This is a genomic window from Hamadaea sp., assembly GCF_013362815.1.
In the GTDB taxonomy this organism is placed as follows: Bacteria; Actinomycetota; Actinomycetes; order Mycobacteriales; family Micromonosporaceae; genus Hamadaea.
This window is the reverse complement of sequence record NZ_JABFVK010000046.1, coordinates 17,586-35,932: the sequence shown is the minus strand read 5'-3', so window position 1 is coordinate 35,932 and position 18,347 is coordinate 17,586. Positions and strand designations below refer to the sequence as shown.

Genomic DNA, 18,347 nt, shown 5'->3' with positions numbered 1-18,347 from the left:
GGAGAAGGGGTGTTCACGATGAAGCCGAAGAAGACGCTCGCCGCGCTGCTCGCCACTGGTGTCACCGCGCTGGCGCTGGCCGCATGCGGTAGCGGGGCCACGACGTCGAACGCCGCCGGAGCGTCCGCCGCGCCGTCGCCGGCCACATCGGCAGCAGGCGAGTTCGGACCGGGCTGTGCGGCCGTGCCGACCGACCCGGCGAACCCGGGCAGCTTCGACGCGATGGCCAAGGTGCCCGTCGCGACGGCAGCCTCGGGCAACCCGATGCTGTCGACATTGGTCGCCGCCGTGCAGAAGGCGAGTCTCGGCGACACGCTCAACAGCGCCCAGGCGATCACCGTCTTCGCGCCGACGAACGACGCGTTCGCCAAGATTCCGAAGGCGGACCTGGACAAGGTCCTCGCCGACAATGCGACGCTGACGAAGATCCTGACCTATCACGTGGTGGCCGGAAAGCTCGCGCCCGACCAGCTCGCCGGTACGCACAAGACGCTGCAGGGCGGCGAACTGACGGTGAGCGGTTCCGGCACCGACTTCACCGTCGACGGAACGGCCAAGGTCGTCTGCGGCAACGTGCAGACCGCGAACGCCACCGTCTACATCATCGACAGCGTGCTGATGCCCAAGTGATCCCACCTGCGGGCTCGCCGGCTCCACCCGGCGAGCCCGCCCCTAGGGAGGCCACCATGCGGATCTTTCGCCGAGGCGATCTCGTGGGCGCGGGTTGCGGAATCCTGGCGGCGGCGGCCGGAGTGGCCGTCGCCGAGCTGGGCGCGACGCTGCTGCGTCCGGAGTCGTCACCGTTGATCGGCATCGGCTCGACGGTCATCGACCTCACGCCGACTCCGGTCAAGGAGTATGCAGTCCGCACCGTCGGAACTTATGACAAACCGTTGCTACTAGCCGGAATCGGCGCAGTGCTCGTTCTGGTCGCGGCGAGCCTGGGCGTGCTGGGACAGCGGCGGCTACGTCTCGCGCAGGCCGGCTTCGGCGTGCTCGGCCTCGTCGCCGCAGCCACTGTCTGGACCCGCCCAGCCGCGCAGCCGTTCGACGCGGTGCCGTCATTCCTAGCGGGGCTGGTCGCCGCGCCGATCCTCGGCATCCTGCTGCATCGTCTGCCGCGGGTGCCGTCGTCGTCAGGTGGCCTGGCGGCGGCGGGCCGTCGCCGATTCCTCATCGCCGCAGGCGCTGTCGCTGGAACTGCGGTTGCCGCCGGTGGGGTAGCAGGCGTCACTCGACGCCTCGCGGCCGCATCCGATGCCCGATCTCGCGAAGCGATCCGGCTGCCCGCGCCGGTGCAGCCGACGGGTCCCCGGATCACCACGCCTGGCTTCTACACACCGGTCGACGAGTTCTACCGAGTGGACACAGCGCTGACCGTCCCGCGGGTCGACGTGGATCGGTGGCGGTTGCGGATCCACGGGCTGGTCGACCGGCCGATCACGCTGGACTTCGACGAACTGCTCAGCCGGGGCCTCATCGAGCGCGACATCACGCTCAACTGCGTCTCCAACGAGGTCGGCGGTCCGTACATCGGCACCACCCGGTGGCTCGGCGTACCGCTCGCGCCCTTGTTGCGGGAAGCCGGCGTGGACGCTGACGCCGATCAGGTCGTCGCACGCTCGGCCGACGGCATGACGCTCGGCACTCCGACGGCGACACTGCTCGACGGCCGGGACGCCATGCTCGCCGTCGGCATGGACGGCCGGCCGCTGCCACCCGAGCACGGGTTTCCCGTCCGGATGCTCACCCCTGGCCTCTACGGGTACGCCGGATCCTGTAAGTGGATCACAGAGGTCGAACTCGCCCGGTTCGCCGACTTCGACGCGTACTGGGTGCGCCGGGGCTGGGCGCGGGAAGCCCCGGTCAAGACGGCTTCGCGGATCGACCGCCCGGCTGCCTTCGCCCACATCGCCCCCGGTGACGTCACCGTGGCGGGGGTCGCGTGGGCCCAGGGCCGCGGCATCGACTCCGTCGAACTTCAGGTCGACAATGGACCGTGGGAGCCGGCCGAACTGCTGACCAGCCCGGGTCGCGACACCTGGGTCCAGTGGCGACACCGCTGGCATGCCACAATCGGCGGCCACACCCTGCGCGTACGCGCAACCGACGGCACCGGCCGGACGCAGCCCGAACGGCGTGCGACCCCGTTCCCCGACGGCGCGACCGGGTGGCACACGCTCGCCGTGACAGTGTCGCCCTGAAGTTCCCCGCAGTATCGAGTCAACCTTCGCACCGCCTCCGTCGTCCTTGGTCAGCGAGGGAAGGAGAGCAGGTGAGACGCTCCGAACGCTTCGACGGGCTGGACCTCCTCGTCGCCGAACGCGGCCGAGCCCTCCTCGCGACCGCCGCGCTGCTGACCGGCAGCCGGTTCGCCGGGGAGGATCTGGTCCAGGTGGCGCTGGAACGCCTGATGCGCAATTGGAACAAGGTGCACAGCGACCGGGAAGGCTACCTTCGCCGTACGCTGTACCACCTCGCGATCGACCGCTGGCGGCTGCGCAAACGCCGGCCCGAGGTGCTCACGGAGATCGAGCCACCAGGCCATTCCGACGGCAGCGACGAGCTACATCTGCGCCACGCGCTCCTCGACGCGCTGGCCCAGCTGCCGCCCCGGCAACGGGCCGTCCTGGTACTCCGCTACTGGGAGCAGTACAGCGAAATCGAAGCGGCCGCACTGCTCGGCTGCTCGGTCGGCACTGTGAAGTCGACCGCCTCGCGGGGCCTCGCCCGGCTCCGCGTACTCACCGCAACCTGGGTGCTCGAAGACGCCGGATGGAACGGAGCAGGCGCGTGACCGCGAAACTCGAAGATCAGCTGACCACGATGATGCAGGACGAAGTCGCCGGCCTCACCTTCACCCGGGACATCCTGGCGGACGCCGCTCGGCGGCACCACCGGCGAGTCGTGCTCCATCGCACCGCGTACGCCGTCGGAGCGATCGGCGTCGCCGGAGCCCTGGCCGCCACGCTCACCATCGGCTCCGGCTCCCGCAACACCGGCAGTACGCCACCCGGCCCGATCGCCGGCGGCCCCACCGCCACGGCCCCCGCCTCTCCTCAGCTCCGGCTCGCCGCTGCCGCCGCAGCCAGCCAGAACATCAGCTACCACCTGAAGGTGACGACGACCTACCTGAACGAACTCCCGCCGAAGGGCGAGCTCCCCGAACCGGTCAGCCGCACTTGGACCACGACCGGCGCATTCGACCCGGTGACCCTCACCGGCTACCTGGATTCGCCGTCCACCGGCCTGCGACCAGTCGTCGCCGCCGGCTTCGAACACGAACGGCTCATCAACGGCGTCCACTACATCGGTGGCCGAGACGCTCGCCATCCCGACGACGCCAAGAAGATCTTCTGGTCCCGCCGACCTGGTACGCAAGACCACCTCGACTTCGACCTCGCCCTCGGTGGCGGCCTGACGATGACGACCGACCCCCAGGCGCTGTTCCGCACCATGCAAGAGGCCGGCGCGATCGTCACCGAGAAGGCCGTCGGCGTCTACCACTTCGAGCTGACCGTGCCCGGCGACGGACGCGGCCTCATCTCGGACAAGTTCGTCGGCGACGTGAGGGTCAACGCGGACCACCGGATCGCCTCCGTCACCTACGACCGGGCAGTCCAGCGAGTCGACGAGCAAGGCAAGCCGCCCTTCACCTATCGGCTGCACGTGGTGACGGAGCTTTCGGCGTACGGCACGCCCGTTAACGTGGCGGTCCCGCAGCACCTTGTGGGATAACCCAATCGCTGTCGGGCGGTCCGGACTCGGACCGCCCGAACGTCATTTGTGCCGGAGATAGAGGTCGCGAAGCAGGCAGATCTCGGCTCCGTGGTGGATGACTTCGACGTTCACGTACAACATCTTCTTCGCCACGGGAGCATGAGCGAACGCAGGCGGATGTCCTTGCGGCTGGGCGAGCCCGGCTGTGCCGAGACTGCGTACGCCGCTGAGCCATGCCGCGTACTCGTCATCGAGCTGCCGTAGCGCTTCCTCGGCAGTGCCCGCATAGCGAAACGTCTCCTGGCTGATCGCCGTACGCCCGAACTGGGTGCCGTTGGTGGACGCGAACACGACGATCAGGTGCGCGAGTCGCCACGCGATGGTGGTCACCGGCTCCGGACCGTGCGGCGGCTCGCCGTAATCCCACGTGAACTCGCCCGGTCCGAGGGACATCGGAGCCGAACTCTCGCCGCGACGGCTGACGGTCCAGCAACCGGAGACGGGTTGCCAGAAATACTCGTCGTCCGTGAGACCTGCCAGACGAGGCCGGAGTCGATGCCGCCAATGCGACTCAAGCTGATCGACCACTTCGGCGTTCCAGTCGACGTCCATCCCGAGACGATAGCCGTCCGACGACCGGGGCTCAGGCGGGTCTTTCGGCGTACACGTCGACCTCGTCCAGGAGTCGCTGGGCGAAGGCAATCGGCCCGAGAGTACGACCCAGCGAACGCTCCGCCTCCGTGATCGGCACGACCGTGACGAGCCGGACCGCACCCTCGGTTGTCCGGATGTAGCCATCCTCCACATTGGTGAGTGGGCCGGACAGGAAAACCGCGCCGCATCCGGGGAACGTGGGAAACTCCGTCCCCAGACCGATTTGATGTCCCCAATTCAGCTGCTGTCCGGTAACGAACGGATGCGCCGCGAGATTGGCCAGCGCGACTGCGACGGCGTACTCGTCTTCCCGGTCCAGCCTTCCCCGACGAGAGAACTGCAATTCCGCCCGCCCGCCGCCACCTGGCCCAGGCTCGGCCGGCAACTCCCGGGCGGCCATGCCAATAGTCGCGAACGACGTCAGGCCGCGCTCATCCGCAGGCCGAAAGACCAGCACGTCGAGCCTTCCGAGCACCGCTCCGTCATCGTCGAACACGTAACCGTCGTCCTCAACGCCTCTGGCGGTGCGGTATGCGTGGAAGACTTCGCGCAAGATCACGGGTGGGGACATGGCTGGCACTCTAGTCACTCATTTCCTGTGGTTGGGACAGCGTCACCTGCGCGGTACCGCTACGCTCCTGCATCCGTGACTGATCTTTTCCCACCCGACCTCGCGCGGCCGGCGGCATCACCGCAGGTACCCGTCGCCGACGTCAGCTGTCGGTACTGCGGCAGTCGTCCCGCCCTGGAGCTCGACTTCGAGCAACACACCGGAATGCTCCTGCTCCGCCAGACAACCACCTTCCCGGGACCCTTCTGCCGAGACTGCGGACTGAACGTATTCCGGTCCACCACAGCGCACACGCTGGCGGTCGGATGGCTGGGGCTGGTGTCCTTCTTCGTGTTCCCCTTCGTGGTGCTTCGCAACGTGCTCAAACGCCGCCTCATCCACCGTCTGCCGGCGCCGGTGTCACCCGCAGGTGCGGCGGTCGGCCCGGCGAAGCCCGGGCGATCGCTGTTCGCCCGCCCCTTGGCCTACTTCGTCTTCGTCCCCGTTCTACTGCTCGGTGCAGTCGTCTTGACGAGCTGGCTGGAGTCGCCGGGACGCCAGGTCGGCAAGTGCGTCACCGTCTACGGCAGCGCCGCTGACCTGGAGCCGTGCTCATCCAAGCATGACGGGGTGATCACCGCTGTCGCCGACGAACCGGGTGAATGCCCGGGCGGAACGATGACCGCTGTCTGGCTACGGTCCGTCGAGACCACAGAGGTTTTCTGCGTCGGCAGAGGATGACGTCCTGGCGAGCAGTCCCCTCCTACACTGCGGTGCCATGACGATCCGCCGGAAGATCGCCCTCGCCGCGTGTGTGGCGGTGGCGGTTCTCGGCTCGGCATTTCTCGTGACCGTGATCGCCCAAGGCGTGCAACCGGGCAGCGAGACTTGGTACGGAACCGACGCTCGGGTCCGCAAGGACGTGTCCACCACCGAGGTGGCGTACGTGTTCGCGCCAGGTTCCCGATTCACCTTCGGCACGTCGATCCGCAATCCCGGGCCATGGCCCGTCACGATCGTGGACATCGCTGCGAACGAGGTCTTCTCGGCGGTCGACGTGAGTATCATCGACCGGTCGGAACCGATGACGGTGCCCTTCGGGCCCGACGCCGCTCGCCCGTTCGCGGCGGTCACGCTTCCGGCCGGTGGAGAAATCGCCGTGTTCCTCACCGTGATGGAACCTGCCGTCGAGATGTCGCCCGGATCGACGACGTACTTCAGCGACATCACCGTCACCTACGAGGTCTTCGGCTTCGGCAAGCTCCGCCGCGTGCCGATCGGGTTCGACGTCGGCGTCTACGTACCGGACGCCCAGGTGCATGGCTGATCGGCAGCGGAGGTTGGGGTAAGCACCTGGCTGTCCTGCGCAAGCGGGCCTGGTGACAATTGTGAGGTACGGCCAGAGCGTGCTGCATACGCGTACGGCGTTGGGGCGGGCCCCGTTTGGACGGCGTTATGCCGCGGTCGTGAATTTCGCTGACCTGTGTTGTTTCCTCCTGGGTTAAGGGTCTGGCTGCGGTGTGCGTGTTCCGGGATCCTGTGCGTGTTCCACATCTGTGACGCGGCCATACGGTGGGAGTTGTTTGTGAGAACACGTTCAGGGCCCGGCGGATCACGCCGGGCCCTCTATCGGGTGGCCGCGACAGCGACGTCGCTGGTGATCGCGACGCTGGTGCAGATGCCGCCGGCCCTGGCCGCATCAGGTCCCGGCGTGTCGGCGTCTGTGCAGAACAAATCCGTGTCGGGTTGGTCGGTGAAGCCGAAGAAGGTGACGGCGCCGAAGCCGCTGCCGGTGAAGACCGATCCGGTGGTGTGGCCGTCAGCCGCCTCCGGTGATGTGGACCTGCAAGCTCAGGTGGACGGCCGGCGAGTGGGTCATGGCGTCGTCGGCGGGCTCCCGGTGACGGTGACCGCACTCGACTCGACGTCCGATCTGCAGCGGGGAAGCAGCGTCGCCGATGCTGCTGCGGCGGTGAATCAGCCCTCGCGGGTGCGTGTCGAGGTCGCCGGACACGCAGCGTCGGGGAAGGCCGGCGCGGCGGTGGCGATGCGCCTGTTACGGACCGATGGCAAGACCGGCACCGCAAAGGTGAAGGTGGAGGTCGGATACGGCGCGTTCCACGACGCGTTCGGTGCGAACTGGGCCTACCGGCTCAGGCTGGTGACGCTGCCGACCTGTTCGCTGACCACTCCGGCGGCGGATGGTTGCGGCCAGGAGACGGCTGTGGCCAGCAGCATCAACACGCAGACCAAGACTGTCGCGGGTGAGCTGTCCATCTCGGGCGAGACGACCGTCGTAGCGCTGGACTCCACGGCGACCTCAGCGACCGACGACTTCAGCCAGACGCCGCTGTCGCAGTCCGCGTCCTGGCAGGCCGGTCAGTCGGGTGGCGGTTTCTCCTGGTCGTATGACGTGCCGATGGTGCCGGTGCCGGGTGGGCTGGCACCGAAGGTGTCGCTGGGCTATTCGAGCGCGTCGGTCGACGGCCGGACAGCGCACGCCAACAACCAGACGAGTTGGATCGGCGAGGGCTGGGACTACGACCCCGGTTACATCGAGCGGTCGTACATGTCGTGTGGCGTGGACACGACGCCGGTGACGCCGACGTGGACACCGGCGACGCCGATGATGTGCTGGCGGGTGCCGAACGCGCACATCGTGTGGGAGGGCCGCTCGACCGAGTTGATCCCGGACGACGCGAGCGCTTCGCCGAACCAGGCGACGCCGAATGTGTGGCACCTGGCTGATGACGATGCGACGAAGGTCGAGTACATCACCGATGGCACCGATGAGCGCACGCTGAACTGGAACGACGAGCGGTGGCGGCTGACGACGAAGGACGGAACGCAATACTACTTCGGCCTGTCGGTGGTTGGCGGCACCCGGACCAACTCGGTGTGGGGCCAGCCGGTGCTGAGCAACTCCACCGGTGAGCCGTGTTTCGCGTCGTCGTCGATCAGCAACTCGTGGTGTGCGATGGCGTACCGGTGGAACCTGGACTACGTCGTGGACCCGCACGGCAACACGATGGTCTACACGTACGCGAAGGAGTACAACCACGCTGCGGTGCCGGGCACGTCGACGTCGTATGACCAGGGCGGGTATCTGACGGAGATCGCCTACGGTTTGCGGGCTGATGCGCAACCTGGTACGCAGCCGGCGGCGAAGGTGGTCTTCGAGGTCGCGGACCGGTGCTGGACGTCGACGTGTAGCACACATGATTCGACGAACTGGCCGGACGTGCCGTGGGACCTTTACTGCGGTTCGGGCTCGACGTCGTGTGACGCGCCGACTTACTGGATCACGAAGCGGCTGCTCAACATCAAGGTGCAGGTGTTGAAGCCGAACGGGCCCGGTGGTGCGGCGCAGTACAACACGGTGAGCACGATCAACCTGTGGAACCCGATCCACGGTACCGGGCACGCTGGCTACCTGGGTGTGCTGACGCTGTACACGATCACCCGTGACGGGCAGCCGCCGGTGCAGTTCGACTATGGCGCGTCGATGCAGAACCGGGCGTTGTTCGCCGCCGGTTCGGGTGCGCCGGAGTCGTGGAAGTACCGGCTGCAGGCGATCACGACCGAGGCCGGCAAGAAGATCGCGGTCACCTACTCGGGCATGGATTCCGCATGTGTCGGCGGGATCACCCCGCCGGCGTCGGACAACAACAACAAGCGGTGCTTCCCGCAGCTCTACGACGACGGTTCCTCGTCGGTGTGGACGTGGTGGCACAAGTACCGGGTCGACACCGTGACCGAGCAGGACCTGGTCGGCGGCGCGCCGGATGTGGTGCACGCCTACACCTACGCGGTGTCGATGTCCCTGGCGGGCAAGGCGATCGGTTCGTCGTCGCCGGTGCTGTGGAAGCACGACCAGGCCGGGTTGACCACGCTCGACATGAACTACCGGTCGTGGAACAACTGGGTCGGCTACCCGCTCGTCACCGAGACCGTCGGTTCAGGGGCGACGAAGTCGAAGACGCTGAAGCTGTATTTCCGGGGCCTGTCCGGTGACCGGACCTCGGCAGGCGGAGACAACTCACGCGTCTCCACGATCACCGACACTGACAACGCGGCGACCGACCTGTGGTACCGGGCCGGGTTCCTCAAAGAAGAGATCACCTTCGACGGGGACACCACCACGATCCTGAAGAAGATCTTCCACGATCCTCTGTCGGTGCAGTCGGGCGCCAGGGCGTTGTCGACATCGTGGGCTCGGGTGGTGCCGCTGACCGCGTACCGCAACAACACGGGCTGGGACCGGACCGCGACCTGGATCGCGGCCACCAACAACTGGCGGACCACGCAGACCGACCACACCTACGACAGCTACAACAACACGCTGACCGACAACATGCAGGGTGACACGTCCACCACCGCGGACGACACGTGCGTCACGAACACCTACAACACCAACCCGGATCCGGACCTGCGCCGCTACAACGGCACCGGATCCGGTGGGATCAGCGCTACGCCGGTGCTGGTGAACTCCGACTGGTCGGGTTACAACAAGATGTTTGTGATCCCCGACTTCAACGGCGACGGCAAGAAGGATCTGATCGGCCGCAATTCGTCCACGAACGGCATGAGCTACCTGCCGGGCAATGGCGACGGGACGTACGGGGCCGCGGTCGTGTTCTGGGCTGGTAGCTGGGCGGGTTATCAGGACATCTTCTCGCCGGGTGACTTCGACGGTGACGGCAAGGCGGACATCATCGGCATCGCTCCCGGTGGTCAGTTGTACCTGTTCAAGGGTAACAATGCTGGTGGCGTGAGCACGGGTGTGCAGATCGGAACCGAAACCACATGGCGGATGTTCAACATGTTCTCCGCCGGTGACGTCAACAGCGACGGCAAGGCCGATCTCATGGGTCGCCGGTTCTTCGACGGCAAGATGGTGGTTTGGTACGGCGACGGCACCGGTGGGATCAGCTCACTGAGCTACGGGTTCACGTCCGGGTTCGGCACCGACAACGTCGACCAGCTCTTCGGCTGGGGCGACTACACCGGCGACGGCAAGGCCGACTTCTTCGCCTCCACGCCGACCGGCCTCTACCTGTATGCGGGCACAGGTACCGGAACGTTCGTGCCGGGGACTCTTGTGACGTCAGGCCGGATCGTCACCGATACCGACTGGTTCATTCCGGTCGGCGACGACAACGCCGACGGCAAGCCGGACCTGCTGGCGATGGGATCGCCGTTCCAGGCAAGCGCGGTGTCGACGACGAAGACGGTGGGTGTCGACTGCTCCATGACGCCATCCCTTCCGGGCGATGCCGTGGCGGACACGCGGTACTACTACGACCAGCCCAGCATCTCGTCGCCGAGCCTGACGCAGACCCCGTACGCGGGCGACGTGACCCGGACGGAGAAGGCCAAGAGCTACACCGGCTCGACCGCTAACTGGATCACCACCGCCGACACCGTCTATGACAAGTGGGGTCGTCCGACCGACATCTCCGATGGCCTGGGCCGCCCCACGCACACCAGCTACATCGAGACCCTCGGACTCACCACGACCAAGACCGTAACGCCGCCGACCGGCTCGACGTACGCGGTCACCACCGACCTCCTTCCCGAGTTCGGCGTCCCACTGAAAGTGACCGACGCCAATGGCAAGGTCACAACGGCCCAGTACGACAGCCTCGGACGATTGGTCAAGGTATGGTGGGAGAACCGCTCCACATCGGTGACACCGAATGTCGAGTACGCCTACAGCCTCACCGGCACCTCGGCTGCGCCCTACGTCACGACCAAGACGCTGGGACCGGACGGGCAGCAGATCACGTCCCACCAGATCCTCGACGGCTGGCTGCGTACCCGCCAAACCCAGCAACCCACCGCGGACGGCGGGCGATCGATCACCGACACGCAGTACAACAGCCGCGGCCTCGTCACCAAGACCTCGTCGTTCTACAACGCGAGTGCTCCCACACCGGCCCTGTTCACTGGCTGGAGCGACAGCGCGGTCGCCAACCAGCACCGCTTCAGCTATGACGGTGTCGGCCGCCAGCTCACCGACGAACTGTGGACGCTTGACGTCCTGCAGTGGAACGTGACCTCCACCAGCTACGACGGTGACCGCACCACCGTAGACAACCCACTCGGCGGTACCGACACCACCACGATCGTCGACGCCCTGGGCCGCACCAGCCGGCTGCGGCAATACCAGAGCTTCGCCGACTACACCGATCTGATCGCCGGTGACTTCACCGGTGACGGGAAGGCCGACATGCAGGCCATCCGGCCGGGTGCCGGGCGGGTGTTCTTCGCCGGCAACGGCAACGGCACATTCACCCCGTCCACCAGCGCGACCAGCACCGGCTGGGACGCACTGCGCGAATGGGTACCGGGCCGCTTCGACAGCAACACCAACCTCGACGCGCTCGGCATCCGCAAGTCCGACGGCGCCATCGTCCGCTACGCCGGTGACGGAGCCGGGAACCTGACGACGGCCACCCAGGTCGGCACGGGGTTCACCGCAGTGTCGCAGCTCGCTTCCGGTGACTTCAACGGCGACGGATACACCGACCTGGTCGGCATCCGTGCCGGCGACGGCATGCTTCAGTACTGGCAAGCCTCATCCGGCGGTGGGTCGTTCACCGGCCCAACGAACCTGGGCACAGGCTGGACCGGCTACGACCACCTCGTGGGCGGCGACGCCAACGGGGACGGCAAGGCCGACCTGCTCGCCATCCGATCGGACAACGTCCTGCGGCGGGCCCTGGGCAACGGCAACGGCACGTTCGCCGCCGCGACCGACCTGCTCACCGGATGGAAGCGCCAGAACCTGGCCGCGGCCGACTTCACCGGTGACGGCAAGCTCGACCTCTACGGTGCCGTGCCCATCGATCAGGCGGATCCGTCGCTCAAGCGCCGCACGGGCGACAACAGCACCTTCGCCTCAGCCGGAGCCCTGGGCCTCGACGAAGGACAGGCCTGGGACACGTCCAGCTACACCTACGACGACGCCGGGAACCCGACCTCGGTCACCGACTCGGCGGGTAACCAGTGGACCTACGGGTACGACCTGCTGGGCCGCAAGACCAGCACCGTCGACCCGGACACCGGAACGTCCACCACCACCTACGACAACGCCGGCCAGGTCATCCAGACCAAGGACGGCCGCAACCAGATCCTCACCTACACCTACGACCTGCTCGGCAGGAAGACCGGCCTGTTCAAAGGCAACTCCACGGCCGACGTAGACAAGCTCGCCGGGTGGACCTACGACACGATCGCGCGAGGCCAGATCTACGAGACCGCACGCTACATCGGTGGCGTCAACCAGCCTGGTACGCAGGCCTACCTGCAGCGCACCACGCTGCTAGATGACGGGTACCGGCCCAAGCACACCGACACCGTCATCCCGTCGGCCGAAGGAGCCCTCGCCGGAACCTACGGCGCGGACTTCACCTACAAAGTCAACGGCACCGCGAACACCGTGACGCTGCCCGCCGTTGGCGGTCTGCCAGCGGAGACGTTGACCAGCACCTACAACCTGGTCGGGCAGCTCAAGACCCTAGCCAGCCCGGCCCAGACCTACATCGCCGACACCGGCTATGCCTTCGACGGTCTCCTGGCACAGCAGATCCTGGGCGCGGCGACCAAGCAGGTCCGGCACACGCCCGCCTACGAGGCGAGCACCCGCCGCATGCTCACCGACCAGGTTGATGTCGAAACCACGCCGGGCACCTGGGTGAACAACCAGGCGACCAGCACCTACACCTTCGACCAGGCCGGCAACATCCAGAACATCGCGACGCTGTCCGCTGGCACCCAGGACCAGGTCGAATGCTTCGACTACGACGGGCTGCGCCGCCTCACTACCGGGTGGACCGAAGGCAGCACCACGACCTGCAAGAGCGCAGCTCCCGCGAACGGAGGGGTCGACGCCTACTGGAAGACGTGGACGTTCGACCTCACCGGCAACCGGCTCACCGAGACCAGCTACTCCACGACCGGTGCGGTGGTCTCCTCGGTGGCGTCTGCATACCCGGCGACAGGACACGGACCACACTCGCTTGCGAGCGTGACCACCACCGGCACCGGCGCGGGCACGGCGTCGTATGACTACGACGCGGCCGGCAACACCACCAGCCGACCCGGACCGGGCGTCGGCCAACAGGCCCTCACCTGGGACGAGGAAGGTCACCTCAAGACCGTCACCGACGGCGGTGCCAGCACGACCTTCACCTACACCGCGGACGGTGCGCGGCTCCTGCGCCGCGACCCCGGGTCGTACGTCACGCTCACTCTGCCCGACGGCACGGAACTCAAACGCAACGGTTCCGGCGCCATCGCCGCTACCCGCTACTACAACGGTGCCGCGGTACGCACCGCGAACGTCGACACGAGCGGCAACCTCACCGGCGGGAACAAGCTGACCTGGACCCTGACCGACCATCACGGCACCGGCCAGGTCGTCGTGGACGCGTCCACGATGGTGGCCCAGCGGCGACGGTCCACGCCCTACGGCAGTGCGAGAGGTACGCAGCCGGGCGGCTTTGGCAACAAGGGCTTCGTTGGCGGCACCGCCGACGCGACTGGCCTGACCCACCTGGGTGCCCGCGAATACGACCCGGCCACCGGTCGTTTCATCAGCGCCGATCCGATTTTCGACATGGGCGACCCGCAGCAATGGAACGGATACAGCTACAGCCACGCCAACCCCGTCAGCTCCAGCGACCCACAGGGTCTTAAAGACTGCGGCGACGAGGGCTGCAACCAATATCGCGCCACAGGGGCACCCGCTACAGAGGTGCGTGGAACGCCCCGCGACGAAACACGGCATACGCGAGGACCTGCGGACCGCCTGAGAGAGAAACTCGACCCAGACCTGGGATATGCTCGCTGGGCCTTCGGCTTCGTCACCCGACAGATGATTCTTGACAACGCGAGCTTCTGGTTCACGCTGCGCCTTCGCTATGACATGAATGGTTCCGCAGACGGTCGCCAAGGCGGACCGTATCTGCTCAACTGTACTGGTCTAGTCGCGAACGCATGGAATCTCGATAGGACGTACTACACCTCCGAGTTCATGGAGCTCGACGGGTCAAGAGACTGGTACCGACTCCCCGCCCTCGACGACCTCCAACCTGGTGATGCGGTAGTCAACGAGGGGCACATAGAACTGTTCGCGCGGTGGGTGAGCGACAGCGATCACACGAAAGGCGCCCGCTTCTACTCATTCAACCAGCCTGGCGAGCTGGTCACCAATCCCTATGACAATCTCCATCCCGACAATGGTTACCAATCTTGGGATACCCTCCAGGACTTTCAGCCCATCCGGTACACGAAGATCGTGCAGGACCCGCTCATCGAACCGAGGTAGTTGATCTCCCACGGTAACCGGCCCTGACTTTCGGCATTGCTGCCCGAACTGACGCACCGATGCTCGTACGCGCTACCGGACTTAGCCATTCAGATCATCCTGAACGACTAAGTCCGGTAGTCGGGCGGCTTCGTCTAGCGCCGCTGGAGGGCGCAATCGAGCGACTGAGCTTTGAGGTGGCTGGTGAGTGGGTTCGGATCGCGACTGAGGCGGCGGTTGAGTGTGGGCTCACTTCGGCTGTCGGGTCGTATTCTCGATACAAAGGAAACGCGGGCATGCAGGTGCGCCAATGGACCCTGGACCTGGGGCCGCGAGTAGGTGCAGCCGATGCACAGCCCCTCGGCCGCCTGGCCGTCGTGCTACACGTGGCAGTATCCGATGAGCATCCGACGGCCTTCGAAGGCGTCTAGAAACGGAAATCTCGCCCTTCGCCCCGCGTACCGTGACGGACTCCGGAATGCAGACCCCGGAGCGATCACGACGGGATGTGGATCGTCGTGATCCAGGGCGGCGGCGGTTCGAAGCCAGCCCCACCGATGATGCCGGCGATCACGCGAGTGCGTACGAGCTGCTCGTCGGGCCAAGGCGTGTAGCCGTCGGTCAGGACGATGACGAACGCGGGCGGGTCTGGCACCGCGACGGCGGCTTCGACTCCGACGCGCATGTCGGTGCCGCCGCCTCCGGCGAGTACTACTTCGCCGACCGTGCTGACTCGGCGGGCGACGTGGACGGCTGCGTCGCACGACAACACGGTGACGCGGTTGCCGCCGATGCCGACCGCTCGCAGGACGCCGCCGACCTCGGCGAGCGCGGTCGCCAGCGCGTCGTCGTCCATCGAGCCGGAGGTGTCGATGACTATGGCGACGCGGGGGACCGGCTGGCGCAGGCGGGGGAGGACGACGCCGCGGAGGGCTGCCGAACGCCGGGAGGGTCGCTGGTATGTGTAGTCGACGGCGCCGGCGGCCCAGGCAGCGGCTTCGCGGATTGCGCCGGAGAGCGCGCGCCGCCAGTCGACCACCGGTTCCAGGACGCTGTCGGCCCAGCGTCGCCAGCCTTCCGGGACGGTGCCGCGGCCGCGGGCGGCCTGCCGGATCGAGGCGGCCGTCGAACGGCGTAATGCTTGGGATTCCACGTCGCTGACCGAGCCGCTGCCGTCGCCGGGCAGATCCCACGGGCGCGGCTCGCCGTGTGCGGCCGAACCGCAGTCGTGAGAGTGGATGCTCGCCGGCAGCAACGGCAGGTACTGCTCGAACAGCAGGCCGGTCGGCAGTCCCAGCCCGGCCGGATCGACGCGGTCGGTGGGCAGCGGCTGGCCGTCCGCAAGCAGGTCGTCGTTGATCTCGGCGTCCTGCGCGACGTTGACGCGAAGGTGGTCGCGGCGCTGCTCGGGCGGCAGCAGCGTCGCTCGGCCGTGGTGATCGCGCAGCAGGTGGGCCACCTCGTGCAGCCAGACCGCGGCGAGTTGTGTGACGGGTAGGCGATCGACGAACTCCGCCGAGACGTAGCAGCGCCAATGCCGGTCGACGGCCATCGTCGGCACTGTGCGCGACTCGACCACCGTCAAGCTGTACAGGGCGCTGGCCAGGTACGGCCGGTCGGTCGCCGCGCGGAACCGGGCCGCGAGCAGCTTCGTGCGGTTCATCAGGCCAAGCGGCCCGACAGGCGCAACACGTCCACGAACGCGTCCACGGTCGCGGGCACCGGCCAGTCGGTGTCGCGCAACGCGGCCAGGTCCATCGCCGCGCGGGCGGCCACGTCGGGCACGCCGGCTTTGACCGCTTGCGCCAGCACTGTCCAGGCAGATTCCCATCTGGTACGCGTAGTGCTGCCCTGTACGGCCGAGACGACGGCGGTGAGGCAGGCCAGTTGGCGGTCGCCTCGGTCGGGCAGGACGAAGGCGTCCGGGTCGGCCAGAACCCGTTCGGGATCGGGAAGGTCCAGTTCGGACAGATAGGTGGTGAACTCCAAACCGGGTCCGTCGCCGATCGCGCCGCAGACGGCGAGCGAAAGGGCGTCAGCAGAAGCGTTGGCGCAGTGGTGAACGGCGAGCAATCGCAGCACCATTTCCCACGTACGCGGGGAGGGCCAAGCGCCGCCTCGGCCTTCGGCGTCGACGGGAAGGTGGTGGGCCAGACCGGGCCGGGCGGTCAGGAACCCGGCGACCGAGCCGCGAGCCTTCGCGATCGCCGAGCTCGTGCGACCCGGGTCCACCGTCGGAACCTCGACGGCAGGCCAGGTTCCCGCCAGTCCACGGGCGACGACGGCGGCGTCGTGAGTCCACTGGAGATGGACGAATCGGTTGGCCAGCGGCGGGCTCAAATGCCACCCGTCAGCCGCGCTGGCCGGCGGATTCGCCGCGGCGACGATGCGGGTCGCGGCCGGCAGTTCGAGGCTGCCGACGTGGCGCTCCAGTACCACGCGGAGCAGCGCTGCCTGCACGGCGGGCGGCGCAGACGACAGTTCGTCGAAGAACACGAGGCCGCCGCCGCGCTGCGCGACGCGTACGGCCCAATCGGGTGGGGCCATCGGCACGCCGGTGGTCGCCGGATCGTCGCCGACGATCGGCAGCCCGGCGAAATCACTGGGTTCATGAACGCTGGCGATGACGGTTTCCAGCGGCGTACCAAGGCTGTCTGCGAGATGCCGTAGCGTCGCCGACTTGCCGATGCCCGGTTCGCCCCACAGCAGCACGGGCAGGTTGGCCGTCACCGCGAGCGCGAGCGCCTCCACCTTCGGATCGCGTACCGGCTCCGTCCGCCAGGCGCGAAGATCGTCGAGCAGGGCGTCGGCCGCGCCGAGAACGCCGGTCATCGGTACACACTCACGATTGCGCGTACATCCTCAGGAATCTCGATGGTCTCGCGGCCCGGAAGCTCGGCCGCGGCTTTGCGCCGCATGCGACGTGGAACCCCACCGCGCAGGCCGAGGTACGCGAGGGTCGGATGGTTCGCCGCCGCGGCGACCAGCAGGCGCGCTCCGCGACCGCCCACCCCGGTACGCCGAAGGTCGAGCCGCCGCAGCGAAGCGGACGGCAGCGCCTGGGCCAGAACAGCCGCACCGGCGTCGCCGACCTCGTTCGGCGTGGCCAGGAGTGCACGTTCCGAAGGCGGGCGGCCGAGATCGAGCACCCGCCAGGCGCCCATGTGCGCGGCGAGCGCGGCTGCGCCGACCGAGGTGATCCCGTTGGCGCCCAAGCCCAGCGACATCGGCAAGCCGTCGCCCTCCGCAGCGAGGACGCGGGCCCCGTCGTCGCCGAGATGGTTGCAGGCGAGGTAGAGCTCGTGGATCCCGGCATCGCGCACGAGGGAGGCGAGCAGCGGCGCGGCATCGGCACCGAGCCCGTTGCCGCCGAGGAACAACCGGTCGAGCCGGACGGGACGGGCAACGAGTGTCGCTGTCAGCAGCCGCAGCCCGTCCACGCTCAAGCCGACGTTGACCAGATCCAGCGTACGCAGGGTCGTGTTGGCCGCCAGCATGGTGCAGATCCGCGCTACCCCCTCGTCGCCGATCGGATTGCGTTTGAGCCACAACGCCCGCACGGTGTCATCGCTCGCCAGCCGATCGGCGAGCGGAGCCACGGCGTCGGCGTCGATCCGATTGCAGCCGAGATACAACGTATGCAGCTGATGGCCAGGTTCCAGCGCATCGGCGACGGCTTGAGCGCCCTGCGTACCGAGGTTGTTCGTGCCGAGCAGCAGATGGCGTACGACACCGGAACCGGCCGCTGCCTGGGCGAGCCGTGCCGTCATCACCGGGCCGATCCCTTGCTTGCACAAGTCGAGGCGGCCATCGGGCTGGATCGTGCCGCGCGGGAAGATCTCGGGCTCGGCATCCGGGCCGGACGCCTGACCGAGTCTGTCGAGCAATGCAGCGAAGTCATCCGGATCGGCCAGCTGCCGGGTCGGGTCCGTGATGACCGGGCAGCGCACCGGCGTCGGTGTGCGTTCGGCGTCCATCCCACACCCCTTCGCGCGACGCGGCGGCACCGTCCAGGTAAGACGGTCAGGAGGCAGGGCCGGCCGGATTCGCACCGGCGTCCTCATGGGTGCTGCCATGCGCGACGACTTCTGCGCTACAGCCCCACCTCGC

The 18,347-nt window shown here is 67.5% G+C and carries 12 protein-coding genes and 1 tRNA gene; 7 read left to right on the top strand and 6 right to left on the bottom strand.

Annotation, left to right across the window (positions count from 1 at the left end):
- Positions 1-18 precede the first annotated feature (18 nt).
- From HOV77_RS21615 to HOV77_RS21600, 4 genes are all read left to right on the top strand, one after another.
- A complete protein-coding gene (locus HOV77_RS21615) occupies positions 19-630 on the top strand; it encodes a fasciclin domain-containing protein (RefSeq protein WP_290864436.1) in 612 nt (203 codons plus the stop codon).
- A 56-nt stretch (positions 631-686) separates the two neighbouring features.
- Positions 687-2,204, top strand: a complete 1,518-nt coding sequence (locus HOV77_RS21610) for a molybdopterin-dependent oxidoreductase (protein WP_290864434.1) — start codon at positions 687-689, stop codon at positions 2,202-2,204.
- Positions 2,205-2,275: 71 nt separating this feature from the next.
- The gene (locus tag HOV77_RS21605; RefSeq protein WP_290864432.1) at positions 2,276-2,797 is read left to right on the top strand and encodes a SigE family RNA polymerase sigma factor; all 522 of its coding nucleotides are present in this window, start codon (positions 2,276-2,278) and stop codon (positions 2,795-2,797) included.
- A complete protein-coding gene (locus HOV77_RS21600) occupies positions 2,794-3,738 on the top strand; it encodes a hypothetical protein (protein WP_290864430.1) in 945 nt (314 codons plus the stop codon). Before HOV77_RS21605 ends, HOV77_RS21600 begins: the two co-directional genes overlap by 4 nt.
- Before the next feature lie 42 nt (positions 3,739-3,780).
- On the opposite strand, the gene HOV77_RS21595 is transcribed toward HOV77_RS21600, so the two are convergent.
- Together HOV77_RS21595 and HOV77_RS21590 are read right to left on the bottom strand one after the other, a co-directional pair.
- The gene (locus HOV77_RS21595; RefSeq protein WP_290864428.1) at positions 3,781-4,332 is read right to left on the bottom strand and encodes a DinB family protein; all 552 of its coding nucleotides are present in this window, start codon (positions 4,330-4,332) and stop codon (positions 3,781-3,783) included.
- A gap of 31 nt (positions 4,333-4,363) precedes the next feature.
- The gene (locus HOV77_RS21590; RefSeq protein WP_290864426.1) at positions 4,364-4,945 is read right to left on the bottom strand and encodes a suppressor of fused domain protein; all 582 of its coding nucleotides are present in this window, start codon (positions 4,943-4,945) and stop codon (positions 4,364-4,366) included.
- Positions 4,946-5,020: 75 nt separating this feature from the next.
- Here HOV77_RS21590 and HOV77_RS21585 point away from each other — a divergent pair, with 75 nt between their 5' ends.
- The 3 genes from HOV77_RS21585 (at position 5,021) to HOV77_RS21575 (ending at position 14,258) form a co-directional block, all read left to right on the top strand.
- Complete coding sequence (locus HOV77_RS21585) at positions 5,021-5,665, top strand: hypothetical protein (protein WP_290864424.1); 645 nt, start codon at positions 5,021-5,023, stop codon at positions 5,663-5,665.
- Positions 5,666-5,702: 37 nt separating this feature from the next.
- The gene (locus HOV77_RS21580) at positions 5,703-6,251 is read left to right on the top strand and encodes a hypothetical protein (RefSeq protein WP_290864422.1); all 549 of its coding nucleotides are present in this window, start codon (positions 5,703-5,705) and stop codon (positions 6,249-6,251) included.
- A 156-nt stretch (positions 6,252-6,407) separates the two neighbouring features.
- Positions 6,408-14,258 (top strand): FG-GAP-like repeat-containing protein, encoded by a 7,851-nt coding sequence (locus tag HOV77_RS21575; protein ID WP_290864420.1) that lies wholly within the window; start codon positions 6,408-6,410, stop codon positions 14,256-14,258.
- Between the two features lie 475 nt (positions 14,259-14,733).
- Here HOV77_RS21575 and HOV77_RS21570 read toward each other — a convergent pair whose 3' ends face one another.
- The 4 genes from HOV77_RS21570 to HOV77_RS21555 all read right to left on the bottom strand — a co-directional run bounded on the left by HOV77_RS21570 (position 14,734) and on the right by HOV77_RS21555 (position 18,340).
- Positions 14,734-15,900, bottom strand: coding sequence for a VWA-like domain-containing protein (locus HOV77_RS21570; protein ID WP_290864418.1), 1,167 nt, complete (start codon positions 15,898-15,900; stop codon positions 14,734-14,736).
- A complete protein-coding gene (locus tag HOV77_RS21565; RefSeq protein WP_290864416.1) occupies positions 15,900-17,069 on the bottom strand; it encodes an AAA family ATPase in 1,170 nt (389 codons plus the stop codon). Before HOV77_RS21565 ends, HOV77_RS21570 begins: the two co-directional genes overlap by 1 nt.
- On the bottom strand, positions 17,066-18,214 hold the full coding sequence (locus HOV77_RS21560; protein ID WP_290864414.1) for a gala protein: 1,149 nt from the start codon (positions 18,212-18,214) through the stop codon (positions 17,066-17,068). The genes HOV77_RS21565 and HOV77_RS21560 overlap by 4 nt, the downstream gene beginning before the upstream one ends.
- Positions 18,215-18,268: 54 nt before the next feature.
- Positions 18,269-18,340: transfer RNA gene (locus tag HOV77_RS21555), tRNA-OTHER, on the bottom strand.
- Positions 18,341-18,347: the final 7 nt, after the last annotated feature.

Bases quoted from the DNA above. Each gene is read 5' to 3' on its own strand.
- HOV77_RS21615 (WP_290864436.1), top strand. From the start codon at position 19: ATGAAGCCGAAGAAGACGCTCGCCGCGCTGCTCGCCACTGGTGTCACC.
- HOV77_RS21610 (WP_290864434.1), top strand. From the start codon at position 687: ATGCGGATCTTTCGCCGAGGCGATCTCGTGGGCGCGGGTTGCGGAATC.
- HOV77_RS21595 (WP_290864428.1), bottom strand. From the start codon at position 4,332: ATGGACGTCGACTGGAACGCCGAAGTGGTCGATCAGCTTGAGTCGCAT.
- HOV77_RS21590 (WP_290864426.1), bottom strand. From the start codon at position 4,945: ATGTCCCCACCCGTGATCTTGCGCGAAGTCTTCCACGCATACCGCACC.
- HOV77_RS21580 (WP_290864422.1), top strand. From the start codon at position 5,703: ATGACGATCCGCCGGAAGATCGCCCTCGCCGCGTGTGTGGCGGTGGCG.
- HOV77_RS21570 (WP_290864418.1), bottom strand. From the start codon at position 15,900: ATGAACCGCACGAAGCTGCTCGCGGCCCGGTTCCGCGCGGCGACCGAC.
- HOV77_RS21565 (WP_290864416.1), bottom strand. From the start codon at position 17,069: ATGACCGGCGTTCTCGGCGCGGCCGACGCCCTGCTCGACGATCTTCGC.
- HOV77_RS21560 (WP_290864414.1), bottom strand. From the start codon at position 18,214: ATGGACGCCGAACGCACACCGACGCCGGTGCGCTGCCCGGTCATCACG.